A 16591-nucleotide genomic window follows, 5' to 3' on the forward strand; every position below is an offset into this window, starting at 1 on the left:
GATGTGCCAGGTTCTGAAGTTTGTGACGATTTACTGCATCCAACGCAGAAAAGGGTTCATCCATTAGAACAATGGGCTTTTTCTGCATCAGAGTTCGGGCGATAGCAACACGCTGTCGCATTCCACCAGATAATTGTTGTGGAAGGAGATCCCTTTGGTCTGCCAAACCGACCTGTTCCAGCAAATGCAGTGCTTTTTGCTGGCTTTCTTTGTTTTTTAAATGTTTGCCAAATCGTGTGCTGAGCAGAACATTGTCTAATGCGGATAGCCAGGGCATCAGTAAATCTTGCTGCCCCATATACGCGATTTCATTGTCAACCGACAAAGGGTGTTTTATGCCTTGTTGGTCTTCCAACAACAGCGCACCTTTCCAGCTGGCTTTGGTGTCGAGAAGACCTGCAAAATGGCGAAGCAGAGTCGATTTACCGCAACCGCTTCTTCCAAGAATGCACGTCCAGTACCCGACAGGAAATCGCATATTCAGGTCGGCTAATGTCGGCGTTTCGGCATCCAGATATTGCAGTTCACCATTTTCTATCGCGATGAACGCATTATCCTTTGCAAGAGTCGTGAAACTCGAAGCTTCAGCGTACATCTTCATGTCCGGGGAAAAAGTGGTGAACCGGACCATGCCCGTGACCTATATCCAACTCATCGGCATGCGCGATGGCATTGGAGATGTAGTACTTACCCAGCTTGACGGCTTCTGGCAGTTCATAGCCCTGAGCCAGGAAAGAGGCGATAGCAGAAGAGAGTGTACAACCTGTGCCGTGAGTATTTTGAGTATCAACACGTTTGGCGTTTAATGATTCAACCTTGTCAGGGAAAATCAATAAATCTGTACTGTATTCGCTGCTTTCTAAATGCCCGCCTTTGAGCAGTACCGACTGACAACCCAGAGAGCGAAGCTGGTCAATCATGCTTTCCATATCGGCTTCACTTTCAGGCACTGGATTACCAGTTAAGGCTGCGCCTTCGGGCAGGTTAGGGGTGATGACATCAGCAATCGGCAATAACTCCGCTTTCAAGGTGCTGATAGCACTCTGTTCGAGAAGCAGATCCCCACTGGTTGCAACCATTACCGGGTCAACCACCAGATATTTTGGTTTGTACTGCTTTATTTTGTTGGCAACCACTTTAATGATGCCCGAATCTGCCAGCATGCCGACTTTCACAGCTGCGATATTGAGATCGGTAAATACGGCGTCTAGCTGGCTTTCTACATGGTCTAGCGGGATAGGGAAAATCGCGGAAACGCCTTGTGTGTTTTGGGATGTAATTGCCGTGATAGCTGAACAAGCAAAGCTGCCCGTTGCTGAAATGGCCTTGATATCTGCCTGAATGCCGGCACCACCACCACTGTCGGAACCTGCAATAGTAAGTACGATTGGCGTATTCACACCTGTGGGGGAAGGGTGGTTGTTTTGTGTGGTCATAAGTGCTCCCGCAATACAGGCGAGCAGGAACTCTTCTGACTAAAGAATGGAATGGTAGTGAGATCAACCCATCGACAGTAAGATTCATAGTTCCCTACGCCAGTGTTAACTGAATCAGGTTCAACGGGTCTCGCTATGCGATCTCAGCCTAAGGCTCCCCGACTATTATTCGCGATGATAACAATTTTCATTAAAAGGGCAACGAATTGATCCCCGGCTTGGTGCATACGTCTAATTAATGAGCGAAATATCAATTATGATGACTTGATGTGTTAGCAAGTAAAATGCATCTTTTTGCTCATCAATGAAGTGTCTAGAAAAAACGAATGGGAAGGTAGAAGTCCAATTCGAATGCTTCATCTTCGCTAAGAAAGTGGTTTTTATGATAGTGAACATAAGCTGGTGTAGAACGAAGCTTAAACCCAGATTGCGGAAGCCAGGTTTCCAGCACAGTACTTATTTGAGGAAGCAGTTCCCCGTAGATGCCTTTGAGTTTAAATACTGCGTGTAAGCCGCCGGGAATCACCATCTGGTTGACCACTCCTCGATATTTCAGGGGGTCTGAAATGCCCACACACGCAACGTATCGGCACTGATCTAGCTCCACCCAAGCTGGGTTTGAATGGTGTAAGCCAAACTGCTGCGAAAAATCTCGCCCATCATCTTTCGTCCACGCTTGCAACGTTAGCCATGCATTGCGTATCGAACGGCTGTAACCATTGTGGCGAATATACGCCGCCATTCTGTCTGGGACTTCTTTTATTTTCGGAACGGGAAGAGGGCGGCTTGCTACTCTGTTGTAGCCCGCTGCGATTTCAGGATCTTTCAAATAGGGTTTATCGGATACCTGTAGATCGTGTTTACGCCACTTGCCCGGTGACATATCGAATGTTGCCTTGAACGCTTTATTGAAGGAAGAAAGAGAAGAAAAACCACAGTTGTTAGCAATATCCAGAATAGGAGAAGAGATATCAAACATGAGCTGATTGGCTGCGTATTCCATACGCGCCCGGCGAATGTACTGATGTATGGGTTCGCCAACCACTTCCTTAAATACACGGTGGAAATGCTGCTCAGAATAGGCAGCAATCGACATCAATTCCTTTACAGAATGCGTCTTACTTATGTCTTGATGAATGTGGAACAGAACATCATTCATCCTAGAGGTATGTTGATAGCTCAAAATTCTAAAAAAGCATAAACGGACATAATGAAGAGCATAAATGGACAAACATGTTTTCGCAATAGGTCATAACATCAAAGAGAGAATTCAATGCTGCAATGGGAAACAAATGGAAGTCGCACAATCATTAAAACAAATCCAATCGTCTTATATCCGTGAAATTCTAAGCGCGGCAAGTGACGAAAATGTCATATCGCTGGCTGGTGGTTTACCAGACGAATCAACGTTTCCTATTGCACTAATGAAGCCTGTTCTGGAAAGCTTGACCGAGAAACCTGCTGTTTTTCAATATGGTTTGACGGCAGGTTATCCGTCATTGCTTGAACACTTGGAGCAAGCTTTCAATCTTCCTGAAACACACCAAGCCATGGTATGTACAGGCTCGCAGCAAGGGTTAGACCTGATTGCTAGAGCTTATGTAAATCCGGGTGACACTGTCGTTATGGAAGCACCAAGTTACCTCGGCGCAATGCAGGTATTCGGTTTGGTGCAAGCGAATATAGTGACGGTGTCACAGAATGAGTGTGGTCCTGATCTTACGGAACTGGAATCTTGCTTTGCTTCTGAAAAGCCAAAGATGTTTTATGCGGTACCTGACTTCCACAACCCGACAGGAGTTTGCTGGTCGCTATCAGTGAGGCAAGCCGTGGCGAGCCTGTGTGAAGAGTACAATGTTGCCTTTATTGAAGATGCACCGTACCGAGAGCTGAGATTTCATGGGGAAATGTTGCCAATGGTGTCTGAGTTCTGCCCTCAGCACTCAATTGTCCTTAGATCCTTTTCCAAAATTGCTTCACCGGGTTTAAGAATGGGCGTAGTGACTGGCAAGCAAAGCTACATTGAACCGCTGCTTAAAATCAAACAGGGGGCGGATTTGCACTCTAGTGTGCCAATGCAGGAAGTATTGTTTGGTTTGCTCACTCATGATGGGTTCGATGATCACCTTGCTTCAATCCGTAGCCTCTATCGCAGACGTTATGAATGCCTAAAATCAGAGTTGGATAGGCAACTGCCAGAAAGCTGCAATGTGCAAAGCGTCGATGGTGGGATGTTTGTCTGGGTAACACTGCCAGAATGTGATACCTACGTCCTGGCAAAAGCTTTGCTGGAAAAGGGCGTCGCAGTCGTACCAAGCCCTGTGTTTTACCCTAGTCCCGAAGGACAGAAGTCCGCAATCAGGTTAAATTTCACCAACGCGAACGAAGAGGAGCTTAAAGAAGCGGTAACTCGACTGGCAACTGGCATACAACAGATCGCGTTGTAAATCACTTCTGAGCGAAACTCAAAAGCTCTTTAATAAAGACTTCAAGTGGCGTCGAAATGTCTTTCGATGCCAGCCGAATAATGGATAACGGTCGCTTAGAGTTGATGTCGGTAATGTTGATTTTATGCAACGTGCCTTTAGCGACCTCTTCTTTTACCGTTTCATTTGGCAAAATCGATACACCTATTTCAGCTTCTACCGCTTTTTTCAACGTGTACACATTGTTGTGGGTCATTCGAATGTTTACATCAATACCCTTTTCGGCAAGGAGCTTGTCTATCACAACACGGGTAGGAATGCGTTCACCAAACGCGACGAAGGGTTCACCTTTAAGCTGACTGATAGAAACCGATTTTTTACCATTGAGTTTGTGCTTTTTCCCGGTAACTAAGACCAGTTCGTCTTCGGAAAACGGGATAGATTCGATCAAATGGTTTGGTTTAGGGTAAGCGACGATACCAATATCAATCTGTTCTTTCCTGACCGCTTCATAAATCGCTTCGCTGTGCTCGTACTCTAAGTGGACACACACCTTAGGGAAGGCTTTCATAAAACCGGAAAGAAAGTCTCCCAATTCGTACATTCCCACACTGTGAATAGCCGCGATTCGAATATGCCCTTCAAGAACACCGGCACTGTAATTGGACTTAATTTTGATGTTTTCACATAGTCGAAGAATTTCCCTGACATCTTCCAATATCAGTAAACCTTCGGGGGTGAGTTGAGTGGTTTGTGAAGTTCGGGAAAGGAGTTGCTGACCAAGCGCATCTTCAAGTTTTTTAACATGTACGCTAACTGCTGGCTGGCTAATATGATTCAACTTTGCCACTTTCACAAAGCTCTGTTCTCTTGCTAAGTCACTGAAAAGTTTAAGTTGAATCAAATTCATGTCTATAAGTAAAAGTTATTGAAGTTATAGAATAATAACATTTAATTTACATGGATAACCATAGCATAATTAAGGTGAATAAACAGAAGTTATATTGATATGGGTATAAGCTGATAGATACGTCAGTCGCCTACAAAAAGGCAAGCCAGTGAAAAGGAATGCGCAGTCTATGAATCAAGCCAATTCAGTCCCTTTGTCTGCTGTTCAGACAACCAAAAATGAAAAGCCATCGAAGAAGAAAAAGTCCTCTGAAATTCTGTTCGACCTAAATGCCAAAAACGGCAAAATCCCTTGGAATGCAGATGGAGAATACCCCTACAAAACCAAGATGGACGTAGTGGAATATGAACGCCACAAGCACGAGCTGCAAATTGAGCTGCTCAAACTGCAGGGTTGGGTAAAAGAGAATAACGAGCGTATTGTCATTTTGTTTGAAGGACGAGACGCGGCGGGTAAGGGCGGAACCATCAAACGATTTATGGAACACCTGAACCCTCGTGGTGCACACGTGATCGCGTTAGAAAAACCTAATGCCCGTGAAAGGAATCAATGGTACTTCCAGCGTTACATTCAGCACTTGCCAACCAAGGGTGAAATTATCATGTTCGACCGTTCCTGGTACAACCGGGCAGGGGTTGAAAAAGTGATGGGGTTCTGTGGCGATGACGAATACCTTGAATTTTTGCGCCAAACCCCTGAACTGGAACGCATGCTGGCGAATTCAGGCATTCGCTTATTCAAGTACTGGTTCTCGGTGAGCCGGGCAGAGCAGTTCCGCCGCTTTAAATCACGCCAGAATGATCCGCTCAAACAGTGGAAACTGAGCCCGGTGGATATGGCGTCACTTTCAAAATGGGACGATTATAGTCGAGCGAAAGATGCAATGATGTTCCACACCGATACCAACGACGCACCATGGACCATCATTCGCTCAGACGACAAAAAGCGCGGCAGAATCAATTGTATGCGTCATTTCTTAAGCTTAATTGACTACCCCGGTAAGGATCATGATGTCGTTAATCAGCTCGACCCTCAAATTGTGGGCAGCCCAAAAAACATGACAAATGCAGGCTAACGAGATAAACCGTAACAGACATAAAAATAAGGAGTAACCCATGGCTGAAAAGGAACTAAAGAAGCTTAAAAAACTGTTCGAGAAAAGTGAAAAAGAAGTGGAAAAAACGGCTCAGCTAGCCAGAGTCGCGGCTGAAGAAGCCAAACGCGCGATGGAGCAAGCAGCGAAAGCGGAAGAAGCCGCTAACCTCGCCAGATCAAAGCTGAAAAAAGCCAAGAAAGAACTCAAGCAAGCGCAATCATTTCAGGCTGCTCAAAAGAAAGTCTCTAAGAAATCCGCGATTCGCCGAGCCAAGAAGATCAGCAACCGAGAGAAAAAGCCTGTGGCGGTTTAAAAGGGTGACTTTGTTGAAGGAGAGAGGCGCGAAGCCTCTCTGTTAACATACGCCTTGTGAGTGACATTTATCTATTTAGATTCATGTATTCAATTGGTTTACAGCTAGTACTCTATTCTTACTCAGCACCAGTTCCTTGAGGCTCAGTAGCACTAACTTTTTGACTCTTCTCCAACTCAATATTCTTCAAAGTATGGAAACCAGACCAGATGCGGGTGAAGGTGGTTATCCAGCAGAGTGAACCAAATACAAAGGCGATTACTGCGAAATACTGCGGGAACAGGCAGAAGAAAACGAAGCAGGCGATGGTCTCTGTGCCTTCGGTGATGCCGCTCATGTAATACAATGATTTGTTGGTGTAAACCGGGTTATCGATTTGATGTTTGCCTGCCATTACTGCAAATGCAAGGAAACTGGTGCCTGTTCCGATAAATGAAAAGATCAGGAATGCGCCAGCGATGGCGTTATTTCCCGGGTCTGCAAGTACAAAGCCAAAAGGGACCAGAGAGTAAAAGAGAAAGTCGAGACTGATATCCAGAAAACCGCCTGAATCGGTAATCCCGTGTCTTCTTGCCAGTGCGCCGTCTACGCCATCGGCAATCCTGTTTAAGGCAATAAAGAATAGCGCCCAGCCATATTCCTGCAAAGCCAGGGCAGGGAGTGCGAGACAACCAAGTAGAAACCCGACAAACGTCGCCTGATTGGCAGTGATGTTGAGGTTGTCCAATGATTGCGCCACAAGATTAAGCGGCGCTCGAATCACTTTAACGCTGAATCTATCAAGCATGAGCATTCTCCCATGGCCAACTTAAACACGAACTGTTGACTGGCACATCGGCTTCATCGTGCGTCACCATCAGAGTTGGAATATTGGCTTCTCTTAACTGCTGGAAAACCCATTCACGGAATTGAACTCGCAAGTCTTTATCAAGCTTGCTAAACGGTTCATCCAGCAAAGCAACTCTTGGTTGAGCCAGTAGCATTCTGAGCAAGCTCACACGCGCACGCTGACCGCCGGAAACCTGATTCGGAAAGGAATTAGCCAGCTTTGCCAAACCGACTTTTTCTAGTGCCTGCATAGCTTGCTGGTTGCGAGCCTGACCTTTTACGGTGTTTGGTAATGCAAACGCCAAGTTTTCCCAGATGTTCAGGTGAGGGAAAAGCAAATCATCCTGAAACAGGAATCCGACTCGGCGAAGATGCGGGCTGATTTTACCCACGTCTTTCCCCTCAATTTGAATCGCGCCATCAAAAGAGAAGTCGTCGGATAAATGCCCTGCAATCGCACTAAGCAACGTGGATTTTCCGCAGCCACTTGGTCCCATTAATGTGAAGACTTCTCCGTCTTTTACCTCAAAGGAAACCGGATTGAATAGAGCTTTATTGTGCCTGTCATGGATGACGAGGCTTGTTAGCTGAAGCGTCATGAAGGCTTTGAGTCCTTACTATTTGTGTACGACGTAAACGTCTGTTTTGTAATTGGTTCGTCAGCATTGCAAACGAGAAGAAAATTAATGGCAATAACGCCTGCCATAAAGCATAAATTGCGGTGACACGGCGATCGTGCCCGCTAGTCAGAGCAACCGCTTCTGTCGTGATGGTGGCAATTCTGCCAGCGCCTAACATTAGTGTTGGTAAGTATTGCGCTAGGCTGACACTGATTCCCACCGCCCAAGCATAAATAATTGCCGGGAACAGGATGTGTGCTTTAACCGACCACCAGGCACGGAATGGGGATTTGCCCAGGCTCAGTGCTGCCTGAGTTAAGCGATTGTCGTAGCTTCGCCATGGACCGTCTAGTGAAAGGAATACATAAGGGAACGCGAAGAATACGTGCGCCCAACATACCCAGAAATAGTAGGCATCGGTCGAAAACAATAGGGTAGTGATCTGCAATCCAAACAATATGGATAGTTGAGGCACCAGCATTGGAATTGCGATGATGAAACCCGGTACATGCACACGGTAGCGCAGGCGATATTCGTGTCCAATCAATGCCAGAATCAGCGCAATGGTAGAAGAAATAATGGCTATCGACAGGCTGTCCAAAATAGTCGGTACAATGCCTTCCCATTCTGTTGCCCAAAAGCGTTCGCTCAGCTTGGTTGGGAATAGATCAGGGAAACGCCAGCGTTGAGCAAAGCTCCAGATTACCATTAGTGGTAGGGTCATAAACGCAATGGCTGTCGTCGCAAGAAAGAAGGTTTTACCGGGAACTCCTAAACCAAAGCGCCCAGAAAACTGCCAGCTACGACACTTCTTAACGACACCCGTTTCAATGCCTCGCAATACGGCGATAAGTAACGCACACACCAAGAATAGAATTACTGCTCCTGCTGCGGCGCGAGGTAACAGCGCAAGGTCAGGATCGTTAAACCACTGCCAAACCAAGACGGCAAACGTAGGTGGGTTGGTAGGTCCAACAATTAACGATAGGTCAACAACGGATGCGCCATATGCTAATACCGCCAGCAGAGGAAAACGCAGTTTGGGCAGCCATTGCGGGAATATGCACTTCCACCACATTTGTGCGTCGTTATAACCCAGGCTGTGTGCCACTTGAGTAGTTTTGTTGACTTTCAACTGTTGCAGAATAGGAATACTCATCAGCAACAGAAAAGGAATCTCTTTTAGGGTCAGGACTGCAATCAATCCCCAACCTTGTTGGTTGTGAACAATGTTGAAGTCCCATGGTGTACTGCCAAATATCGGCATCATATCAAGCAGTGGGTGAAGTGCCCGAACGATCATTCCGGTAGGCGCGAACAGGAATGAAAACCCGATAGCAAAAGCAACATGAGGCAAAGCCAGCAAAGGCGATAAGGTAAATTCAACTTTACGCCAGAATGTAGAGCGCCAGGATGCCTGCAAGATAAAGAAGGTAAATAAACACGCCAGAATGGTACTGACTAATGTAGTAAACAGAGTCAGGAAAATAGACTCCCAGACACCACTCCATTCAAAAACAGCAGCAAACCCATTCACCGAAGGTGAGGTATAGCCAAGAGGAGGAATGTAGTTAACTGATGAGAGTATCACGCCGACAAAACCGGGAACGGTTGGCGCGATACATACAACAATCATCAATAAATATAGGAGTCTTAACATCATGACTTTCTGTCGTTTTCCTCCCTCAGAGAGGGAGGAGTTAGATTACTGACCGTAGCGTTTAAGCCACTCTTTTTCCAACGCTACCTGCCAGCTTGGATGAGGCTCAGCAACAGATTTATATAGCTTGGTGTTTTTCGCACTGCCTGTCAGGTGAACAGATTTTAGTACGGATGGGTCACCCCAAATGTCCAGATCACCTTTACGAGATTGTGCTTCAGGGCTAAGCAGGAAGTTGATGGCAACTTTTGCCCCTTCTTTTGCGTTCGCATTCCACGGAATAGCCAGGAAGTGGATGTTGGACAATGCACCTGTTTCCATCGCGTATGCCTTAGTTGATTCCGCAAGCGTGCCTTCATTCTGCGCGGAGAAAACGGCATTCGGGTTGAAGGTAATCGCTAGATCCAACTGGTTATCATCTAGTAACTGGAAAGTTTCTGTAGAGCCGGATGGGAACTGTTTACCTTTCTTCCAAGCGTTTGGATGAAGCTTATCCAGGTACTGCCAAAGAGGCTCAGTCACCTGTGCAAAATCGACATCGTTTGCTGGCTTCATCAGGCGCGGATCATTGTTTGTTTGTTCAATTAGCAACGCTTTCAAAAAGCTGGTGCCGTGGAACTGAGGTGGTTTCGGGTAACTAATGCGGTTTGGATACGCTTGTGCGTAGCTTAACAACTCAGCAAAGTTCGCTGGTGGGTTGTTAAGGCGTTTAGAGTCATGAATGAATACCAGTTGTCCCACACCCCACGGCGCTTCTAAGCCTAACGTAGGTTCAGAGAAATCGCTGTCGACCGGTAGAGACTTGTCGACAAACTCCCAGCTTGGCAATTGATCGACAAACGGACCGTGTAGCAGTTCGTTGGTCTTCATGGACTTGAAGTTCTCACCATTAATCCAAACCATGTCGACGCTACCGCCACTGTTCTTTCCTGCGGTTTTTTCTGCCAGAAGGCGAGAGCTGGTTTCTGCAATGTCGGTCACTTTTACATGTTTTAACTCAACACCGTATCGACGCTGTAATTCTTTGTCTGCCCAGCGAAGGTAGTTATTTATTTGCTGGCTTCCTCCCCACGCATGGAAGAAAACGGTTTGACCTCGGGCTTTCATTTCAATGTCCTTCCACTGCTCTGAAGCTACTGTAGGTAGCGAAAGCAATGCAATGCACAAAGAAGAAATGAGCTTTTTCATGATTATCCTTTTAAATGTAAATGCTAGGGTGTGGAAAATTCCCTGGCGACGACTCCAACACCTTGAGACCACCCTGCGAATCCAAATTTCGTTTGAGAAACGAATCCCCTTAATGATTTGAAAAAAGCTTGAGTACAAGACTCGAGTCTTCGAAATACCAGACCAACCTCAAGACAGTTTCCTTTCAATTATGGCTTAAAATTTCAAAAAATTAACTTTAAGACGCTGAAAGTGATTCATTTTTGTCTAAAACACGGAAGGTCGCCGTTTTAATGAGCAATTCAGAAGGCATATTTGGAGACATCACGGAAGTTAATCATTCCTGCTGGTATAGCAGGGTAGTGATCGAGTAAGGTTCATTGCAGAGCGAACAATTGAAATAATGCGAATGAAAAGAACGGAAGAAATCTATCTTGCAGGTGGTTGCCTTTGGGGAGTTCAGGAGTTTGTCAGGCATCTACCCGGTGTTGTCTCCACTCAGGCAGGTAGAGCAAACGGGAAAACGAATACCACGCAAAGTGAATACGATGGCTACGCAGAGTGCGTGAAGATTCTGTTTGAACCTGAGCAAGTTAACGTTACTCAGTTAATGGGCTATTTGTTTGAGATAATCGACCCGTATAGCGTGAATCAGCAAGGGGAAGATGTAGGGGAGAAATACCGTACGGGTGTTTACAGTACTGAACCGGCGCATCTGGAACAGGCAAAACGCTACATTAGCAACCGAAAAGACGCAGAAAAGATTGCGGTGGAAGTGTTACCACTGAACAATTTTGTTGCGAGTGCCGACGAACATCAGGACAGACTAACCCGTTTCCCTAACGATTATTGCCACATTCCCAAACCTTTGCTTCATAAATACAAAACCTGAGCAGCGAGTGCTCAGGTTTTGATGTTCAGTGCAGTCATGCTTTCGAAAGCGCATGGCTCTACAAGCTAAATTGCTTATCCCGAGTTCAGGTTACTTACTTTCGCAGGTTTCGATACCAACAGCCTGATCAACAATCAACTGACCGCGGGCGTTGCGAAGCATTAAGCGGTAACGCACCCCTTGTTCCAGATTGGTTTTTACCTCGTTACTGGAACAGTAATAACGAACCGCATTGTGCATCAGTTCCTGAGGTGCAATCTTGCCTTGATCCTGGTTGTAGAGCATGAGTATTTCAACCACGCCGCCTTTTGAAGAAGCTTTCATGACGTTTAACGCGCCAAACTCTAATGGAAGACCTGCAGAAAGCACGCTTGCGCGGTGCTGGGCAATCAGTTCAATTTGAGATTGCTTGTCGTTGGATGAAGCACAACCCGCCAGAAGCCCAATGGATAAAAGGGCGGTACCTGCAATTTTTGCAATTGAATATTTCGACATAAAGCTAGAACACTTTTTTGAATGGCTTGACGATAACTTTTTCGTAAACGCCCGCTTCGATGTAAGGATCGGCATCTGCCCATTGCTGCGCAGCTTCTAACGAATCAAATTCGGCGATAACAGTAGAGCCAGTAAAGCCAGCCTGACCCGGGTCATTACTGTCTACAGCAGGCATTGGACCTGCGGTGAGTAAGCGACCTTCATCTTGTAATTTTTGAAGACGCTCCAAATGCTGCGGACGAACACTCAGGCGTTTTTCCAGTGAGTTCTCAACGTCCTGAGAAAAAATCACGTACCACATAGTAAGACTTCCCATTCCAATTGTTTCGGTTAGGGAGATACTAAACCGATTCAACGTAAAGATCTTGTTCTATAAAAGATATTTGCTTTTACTTGACGTAAAAGTGTGAGTTTCAACGAGAAAAGTTAGAAAGAGATTTTATGGATGAGTTTTACCGAATAACGCCCCTTAAAGATGTATGGGGCGTTGAGGTGTTTTTTATTTGAATTATGGTGTGGACGGAAGTAGCTCTACAGGCAGGCGAGAGACACCAGACACCTTGTCTGCAATAAAGTGATTGTATGCACCATTCACATATTCTAAGCCCTGTACCCGACCTTCCAGTTCAAAGTTATCTTTATGATCAACGTCTGCGGCGATTACTTTGTAATTGTATAGGTGCGAAGGTTTCTCAAATACGGTATGACCAATGATCACCTGCTCTGCATTGAACGCTGCCAACCCTTGCTCCAGACGTTCCTGCGAAAGGGACTCACGAGGCACAGAGCGATCCCAGTAAAGTCGTGAAGGGAGATAGTAAGCATCTTTAATCAGCTTACCTTGATCATCATAACGGATGTATCCTGCGTCCATATGCTGACGCCCATATGAGTTGATGTCGCTTAAAGGCAAAGTGTTGTTTTCTAGCGCAGTGATCAGATCGTTATTAAACCCGGCATGCACAAATAATGTGTCGCCAGCGACCTCCATAATATTTTTAGAGCGTAGCCACTGACCAAGTACGGTATCTTTGTTGTGCAATTCTAGGAAAGTTTTCCCCATTAAGCTGGCATTCTCAAAGTAACGGGCATTAACGTAACGGAAATCGCCATAGAAGTTCATCAAATCATGGTTGCCCAGAATAAAGTGAACATCACCGCCCATGCTCCTTGCCTGACCTTCTAGGTGATAGAAAAGCCACAAGCTTTCGGTAACGTATTCGCCACGGTCAAATAGATCACCTAAGTGGTAAAGATGCCCAGAGCCATAAGTCCAGTTGTAGTCTTCATCCATGATGCCCGCCTGAATCAGCATATACACCAATGCTTCGATGTTACCTTCCAGATCAGACGTAACAAAGTACTCTGAAGGCTTGTTGTATTGGTAAGCTGGCGGCGTGTAGTCGTCTCTCAGGTTAACTCGGAAACTGCCAAGCTCTCCCGGCAAGTTGACGATAACTCTCGCTTTGGAGGCACTGTAGTAGGTTCTCTTTTTATGTCCTCGTTTATCCAATGTCTCTACACGCACTTTGTCGTCTGATAAAAGCGTGACGTATGGTCCATCAGGTTCGCCAAGGTACTGGAATGTATCCGTGAGAGAAGCATTAAACTGAACGTCATTCGTTGAATGATAAACCTGATTAAACACCGTTACCGCTATGGTGTTCTCACCTTCAACAAAGGCCTTAGCAGGCAATACAAATATGTTTTCGGCTTCTTCTCCATATTTGGAATAGCGAAGTGGCTTGGTGGTATTGGTGAGCACTTCATCTCTTTTTAGAAGAGGAGAGCGAGCTACTTCCACACCGTTGACGTAGATAGCGGCGGCGTCATCAATCTTCATTTTCAGGTAAACATCTTTCAAAGTCAGAATGTTGTTTACCTTAACGGTTTTACGGAAGTAGTAAGCGCTTGGTGTTTTGTCGGGAAAACTGAGAGTTTTATAATCGGTCAGAGCGGTGTTGCCATCCGCAGGATGGTCGTAACCGTAGGAGAAGATACCTTCTCCCTGTTTCCATGAAGTGTCGTTGAAGTTGGTTTGGTTCCAGTCCGAATCAGGGGCGTACCCTGTATCCAGATAACGCCATTCAGAACCATAATCGAATAGCATTTCTTTGTTATCGTCACATGCTGTCAGGGTTAGTACCCCCAAAAGCACGAACAAGTGTTTAATAGACATCTGTGAGTATCCCTTCTTGTTATTTAAAACCCAGCCATACGAAAAGGCTTGGGCTAATTCGACCACAATGCTAGTTGCGGCATGCTTCATTCATATTAATTGTTCATGAATAAAGCGTTTAAATAACAAGGAGATATTGATCCGACTTTGGCGATGTAGCGCTCTAATCGTTACATTAAAGCGCTCTTATTCTTAAGCAGGGAGCTCATTGGCTTTTAGCAATTCTGGCGAATCTGGGATCTGTTTGAGCTTCTTCTTTAAGATCGTTGGGTAGATGGTCATCGAATCAATCTCGCTCAATGGGAACCAGCAAAATACGAGGTCATTATCTTCTTCTATCCCGGGGACTGAATCACCAAATGGAATCAACTCCGGAGTGTCCAGCTCAACAAGGAAGTAGTTACAAAGCTCGTGGTATTTTTGTTCACGGTAAAGATAAAAGTTTTCCATATGCCACAGCAATCTTCTGACAGAAGAATCTAAACCAATTTCTTCTTTTAGCTCTCGTGGCAGGGTTTCATCGGAATGTTCAAAAAGCTCAACATGACCACCGGGTAATGACCAAAAATCATCTCGGCTGCTCTTATGAAGCAAGACATGGTCCTGATGAAATATTACGGCGGCACTGCGATAGTTAAAGCGCGACTCTCCATATTGGTATGCAATCATAGTGTTCCCTGCTAAAAATGATGTAGTGCCTTGTCGTATTGTCTCAACAGATCTTAGTTAGTAACTATCGGGCGAGGCTTTCCATTGCTGTCGATGGCGACATAGTTAAATGTGGCTTCGCACACTTGAAAACGATCTTTTACGCCATCTTCTTTTACGGGTTTCACCCATACTTCCAACTCTATACTCATGGACGTTCTACCTATTTTGGAGCATTCGCCATAACAACAAACCACGTCACCCACTTTAACGGGCTTTTTGAACGCAATACTGGAGACTGACACGGTTACGATGCGTCCACCGGAAATCTCTTTTGCCAAGATTCCGCCGGCCAAGTCTAGCTGAGACATAATCCAGCCACCAAAAATGTCACCATTAGCATTACAGTCGCTTGGCATGGCAAGTGTTCGGGTTAATAGTTGTCCTTTTGGTGTATTCACGACAAGCCACCATTTTGATAAGAAATATAAAAACGCATGGGTGTTCCAAAACAGCAGAGGCAAGTGCCTCATAAGGGGTAAAAATTAAAGGACGCGAATACTATCAGGAGAGAAGGTCTCAAACAATATTTAAGACCACTAGCAACAAGGGGTAGGAGGAGTGATTACCCCTGTTGCTCTATGGGTGTGAAGTCGATTAGTTACTTCATCAACTACCTGTTATTAAGTTAATTCATAGACTTACTTTGAAGGTTCAATTCTGTAGATATTCCCGTTGTCGGTACTGAAATACAGGTGCTTACCAGGTGATATCGCGATTGCACGTATGCGCTCACCCAGATCTTCAAATAAGCGAACTTCACCAAAGCCGTTAGGGTTAACCACATTGATGTGCGTGAGTTTTAACGCACCAATTAAGATCTTGCCATCGAGAGAGGGGTAGTGTTCACCTCGATAAAGAACCAAGCTGCTTGGTGCGATTGAAGGAACATACACTTTCTTCGGTGATTCAATGCCTTCTTTCTCTTTAGCATCTCCGACAGAAATGGGACCCCAATATTCCTTACCGTGAGACGTTACGGGCCAGCCATAGTTTTTGCCTTTCTGTATCAGGTTAATTTCATCGCCACCACGCGGTCCGTGTTCGACAGACCACAATGCACTGGTCTTTGAATCAAAATACAACCCTTGAGGGTTTCGGTGACCGTAGCTCCAAATTTCTGGTTTTGCATTCGATGAGATGTCTGGATTGTCGCTGGGTATTGAACCGTCTAGCTTTAAACGCAGAATTGTTGCTGCATGATTCGTTACATCCTGACCATTTGGGCGTTCACCTCGATCACCCACACTGAAAAACAGGTGTCCACTATTATCAAATGCAATTCGGCTACCGAAGTGGCGAGTTGTGTTTGTGACTGAATCGGTAATCAGTAAGTCAGTCCAGTTGTTTAGTTTTGTTCCATTTAGTGTTGCTGAAGCTAACGTAGTGGCAGCGCCCTCAGACTGGTTCTTGCTATAAGTAAAATAAAGCGTATTGGCGTTTTGAGGAGACACAGCCACGTCCATCAAACCACCTTGACCTCTGGCGTAGACATCGGGCAAACCAGTCAAAGCTTTCGTGCTGCCATTATCTACATTCAGGATGTAACCTTTACCGTCTCTTGTTGTAGCAATAAGCGTTTGCTGGTCAATAAATGTTAGCCCCCACGGTACACCAGTCAGTTCTGCTATTTTCGATAACTCAAATTTCTCTTTAGCAGCGATCGCTGGGCTTGCCAAAAATACAGCAGTAGCGATAAGCCAATTCAACTTACTGACCATGCGAGTTTCCTTTTTCTATTTATCAGACGAATTAAATCTCATTAAATCATAAAAAACGCTTGCTATGTTTATCTAATAAACTATTATGACGAAGTGTCATAAATGACGCATCGTCATGAATTGTCGTCCTATACAGGATT

At 45.4% G+C, this 16591-nt stretch carries 18 protein-coding genes and 1 riboswitch; of the genes, 4 read left to right on the forward strand and 14 right to left on the reverse strand.

The window, feature by feature from the left end:
- The 3 genes from RH89_RS03055 to RH89_RS03065 form a co-directional block, all read right to left on the reverse strand.
- Positions 1-595, reverse strand: a 595-nt coding sequence (locus RH89_RS03055; protein ID WP_004398599.1) for an ABC transporter ATP-binding protein, incomplete at its 3' end; no start/stop codon positions are given.
- A complete protein-coding gene (thiD, locus tag RH89_RS03060; RefSeq protein ID WP_004398601.1) occupies positions 585-1436 on the reverse strand; it encodes a bifunctional hydroxymethylpyrimidine kinase/phosphomethylpyrimidine kinase in 852 nt (283 codons plus the stop codon). The genes RH89_RS03055 and thiD, both read right to left, overlap by 11 nt.
- 74 nt (positions 1437-1510) lie before the next feature.
- A riboswitch (TPP riboswitch) is annotated at positions 1511-1607 on the reverse strand.
- Positions 1608-1749: 142 nt separating this feature from the next.
- A complete protein-coding gene (locus RH89_RS03065) occupies positions 1750-2619 on the reverse strand; it encodes an AraC family transcriptional regulator (RefSeq protein WP_038144780.1) in 870 nt (289 codons plus the stop codon).
- A gap of 109 nt (positions 2620-2728) precedes the next feature.
- Here RH89_RS03065 and RH89_RS03070 point away from each other — a divergent pair, with 109 nt between their 5' ends.
- A complete protein-coding gene (locus RH89_RS03070) occupies positions 2729-3883 on the forward strand; it encodes an aminotransferase-like domain-containing protein (protein ID WP_038144787.1) in 1155 nt (384 codons plus the stop codon).
- Between the two features lies 1 nt (position 3884).
- Here the strand turns inward: RH89_RS03070 and RH89_RS03075 are convergent, their stop codons facing one another.
- Positions 3885-4772: a LysR family transcriptional regulator gene (locus RH89_RS03075; RefSeq protein WP_004398607.1), complete on the reverse strand. Its 888-nt coding sequence runs from the start codon at positions 4770-4772 to the stop codon at positions 3885-3887.
- 328 nt (positions 4773-5100) lie between these two features.
- Between RH89_RS03075 and ppk2 the strand changes: the two genes are divergently transcribed.
- Complete coding sequence (gene ppk2 / locus RH89_RS03080) at positions 5101-5847, forward strand: polyphosphate kinase 2 (RefSeq protein WP_206536125.1); 747 nt, start codon at positions 5101-5103, stop codon at positions 5845-5847.
- 40 nt (positions 5848-5887) lie between these two features.
- Positions 5888-6181: a hypothetical protein gene (locus RH89_RS03085; protein ID WP_004398610.1), complete on the forward strand. Its 294-nt coding sequence runs from the start codon at positions 5888-5890 to the stop codon at positions 6179-6181.
- Between the two features lie 118 nt (positions 6182-6299).
- Here RH89_RS03085 and RH89_RS03090 read toward each other — a convergent pair whose 3' ends face one another.
- From RH89_RS03090 to RH89_RS03105, 4 genes are read right to left on the reverse strand one after another with little or no spacing between them, the layout of a single operon-like run.
- The gene (locus RH89_RS03090) at positions 6300-6968 is read right to left on the reverse strand and encodes a CDP-alcohol phosphatidyltransferase family protein (protein WP_004398612.1); all 669 of its coding nucleotides are present in this window, start codon (positions 6966-6968) and stop codon (positions 6300-6302) included.
- A complete protein-coding gene (locus RH89_RS03095; RefSeq protein WP_004398613.1) occupies positions 6961-7608 on the reverse strand; it encodes an ATP-binding cassette domain-containing protein in 648 nt (215 codons plus the stop codon). The genes RH89_RS03090 and RH89_RS03095 overlap by 8 nt, the downstream gene beginning before the upstream one ends.
- Positions 7574-9289 (reverse strand): ABC transporter permease, encoded by a 1716-nt coding sequence (locus RH89_RS03100; RefSeq protein WP_038144793.1) that lies wholly within the window; start codon positions 9287-9289, stop codon positions 7574-7576. The genes RH89_RS03095 and RH89_RS03100 overlap by 35 nt, the downstream gene beginning before the upstream one ends.
- A gap of 45 nt (positions 9290-9334) precedes the next feature.
- Positions 9335-10477 carry an ABC transporter substrate-binding protein gene (locus tag RH89_RS03105; RefSeq protein ID WP_004398615.1) on the reverse strand — a complete coding sequence of 381 codons (1143 nt, stop codon included), beginning with the start codon at positions 10475-10477 and terminating at the stop codon, positions 9335-9337.
- A 388-nt stretch (positions 10478-10865) separates the two neighbouring features.
- Between RH89_RS03105 and RH89_RS03110 the strand changes: the two genes are divergently transcribed.
- A complete protein-coding gene (locus tag RH89_RS03110; RefSeq protein ID WP_004398616.1) occupies positions 10866-11348 on the forward strand; it encodes a peptide-methionine (S)-S-oxide reductase in 483 nt (160 codons plus the stop codon).
- A 90-nt stretch (positions 11349-11438) separates the two neighbouring features.
- On the opposite strand, the gene RH89_RS03115 is transcribed toward RH89_RS03110, so the two are convergent.
- The 6 genes from RH89_RS03115 to RH89_RS03140 all read right to left on the reverse strand — a co-directional run bounded on the left by RH89_RS03115 (position 11439) and on the right by RH89_RS03140 (position 16451).
- On the reverse strand, positions 11439-11843 hold the full coding sequence (locus RH89_RS03115) for a GspS/AspS pilotin family protein (protein ID WP_004398617.1): 405 nt from the start codon (positions 11841-11843) through the stop codon (positions 11439-11441).
- 4 nt (positions 11844-11847) lie between these two features.
- A complete protein-coding gene (locus RH89_RS03120; protein WP_004398618.1) occupies positions 11848-12144 on the reverse strand; it encodes a YciI family protein in 297 nt (98 codons plus the stop codon).
- Between the two features lie 207 nt (positions 12145-12351).
- Positions 12352-14022 (reverse strand): metallophosphoesterase, encoded by a 1671-nt coding sequence (locus RH89_RS03125; RefSeq protein WP_004398619.1) that lies wholly within the window; start codon positions 14020-14022, stop codon positions 12352-12354.
- A gap of 192 nt (positions 14023-14214) precedes the next feature.
- On the reverse strand, positions 14215-14691 hold the full coding sequence (locus tag RH89_RS03130; protein ID WP_004398620.1) for an NUDIX hydrolase: 477 nt from the start codon (positions 14689-14691) through the stop codon (positions 14215-14217).
- 53 nt (positions 14692-14744) lie between these two features.
- Positions 14745-15194 (reverse strand): acyl-CoA thioester hydrolase YciA, encoded by a 450-nt coding sequence (yciA, locus tag RH89_RS03135; protein ID WP_004398621.1) that lies wholly within the window; start codon positions 15192-15194, stop codon positions 14745-14747.
- 177 nt (positions 15195-15371) lie between these two features.
- The gene (locus tag RH89_RS03140) at positions 15372-16451 is read right to left on the reverse strand and encodes a PQQ-dependent sugar dehydrogenase (RefSeq protein WP_004398622.1); all 1080 of its coding nucleotides are present in this window, start codon (positions 16449-16451) and stop codon (positions 15372-15374) included.
- Positions 16452-16591 lie beyond the last annotated feature (140 nt).

This window comes from Vibrio nigripulchritudo ATCC 27043 (assembly GCF_000222685.1).
GTDB lineage: Bacteria > Pseudomonadota > Gammaproteobacteria > Enterobacterales > Vibrionaceae > Vibrio > Vibrio nigripulchritudo.

Excerpts from the sequence above, each read along its gene's own strand:
- RH89_RS03140 (WP_004398622.1), bottom strand. The coding sequence starts at position 16,451 with ATGGTCAGTAAGTTGAATTGGCTTATCGCTACTGCTGTATTTTTGGCA.
- RH89_RS03120 (WP_004398618.1), bottom strand. The coding sequence starts at position 12,144 with ATGTGGTACGTGATTTTTTCTCAGGACGTTGAGAACTCACTGGAAAAA.
- RH89_RS03100 (WP_038144793.1), bottom strand. The coding sequence starts at position 9,289 with ATGTTAAGACTCCTATATTTATTGATGATTGTTGTATGTATCGCGCCA.
- RH89_RS03125 (WP_004398619.1), bottom strand. The coding sequence starts at position 14,022 with ATGTCTATTAAACACTTGTTCGTGCTTTTGGGGGTACTAACCCTGACA.
- RH89_RS03130 (WP_004398620.1), bottom strand. The coding sequence starts at position 14,691 with ATGATTGCATACCAATATGGAGAGTCGCGCTTTAACTATCGCAGTGCC.
- thiD (WP_004398601.1), bottom strand. The coding sequence starts at position 1,436 with ATGACCACACAAAACAACCACCCTTCCCCCACAGGTGTGAATACGCCA.
- RH89_RS03105 (WP_004398615.1), bottom strand. The coding sequence starts at position 10,477 with ATGAAAAAGCTCATTTCTTCTTTGTGCATTGCATTGCTTTCGCTACCT.
- RH89_RS03090 (WP_004398612.1), bottom strand. The coding sequence starts at position 6,968 with ATGCTTGATAGATTCAGCGTTAAAGTGATTCGAGCGCCGCTTAATCTT.
- RH89_RS03110 (WP_004398616.1), top strand. The coding sequence starts at position 10,866 with ATGAAAAGAACGGAAGAAATCTATCTTGCAGGTGGTTGCCTTTGGGGA.
- ppk2 (WP_206536125.1), top strand. The coding sequence starts at position 5,101 with ATGGACGTAGTGGAATATGAACGCCACAAGCACGAGCTGCAAATTGAG.
- RH89_RS03095 (WP_004398613.1), bottom strand. The coding sequence starts at position 7,608 with ATGACGCTTCAGCTAACAAGCCTCGTCATCCATGACAGGCACAATAAA.
- RH89_RS03115 (WP_004398617.1), bottom strand. The coding sequence starts at position 11,843 with ATGTCGAAATATTCAATTGCAAAAATTGCAGGTACCGCCCTTTTATCC.
- RH89_RS03085 (WP_004398610.1), top strand. The coding sequence starts at position 5,888 with ATGGCTGAAAAGGAACTAAAGAAGCTTAAAAAACTGTTCGAGAAAAGT.
- RH89_RS03070 (WP_038144787.1), top strand. The coding sequence starts at position 2,729 with ATGGAAGTCGCACAATCATTAAAACAAATCCAATCGTCTTATATCCGT.
- RH89_RS03075 (WP_004398607.1), bottom strand. The coding sequence starts at position 4,772 with ATGAATTTGATTCAACTTAAACTTTTCAGTGACTTAGCAAGAGAACAG.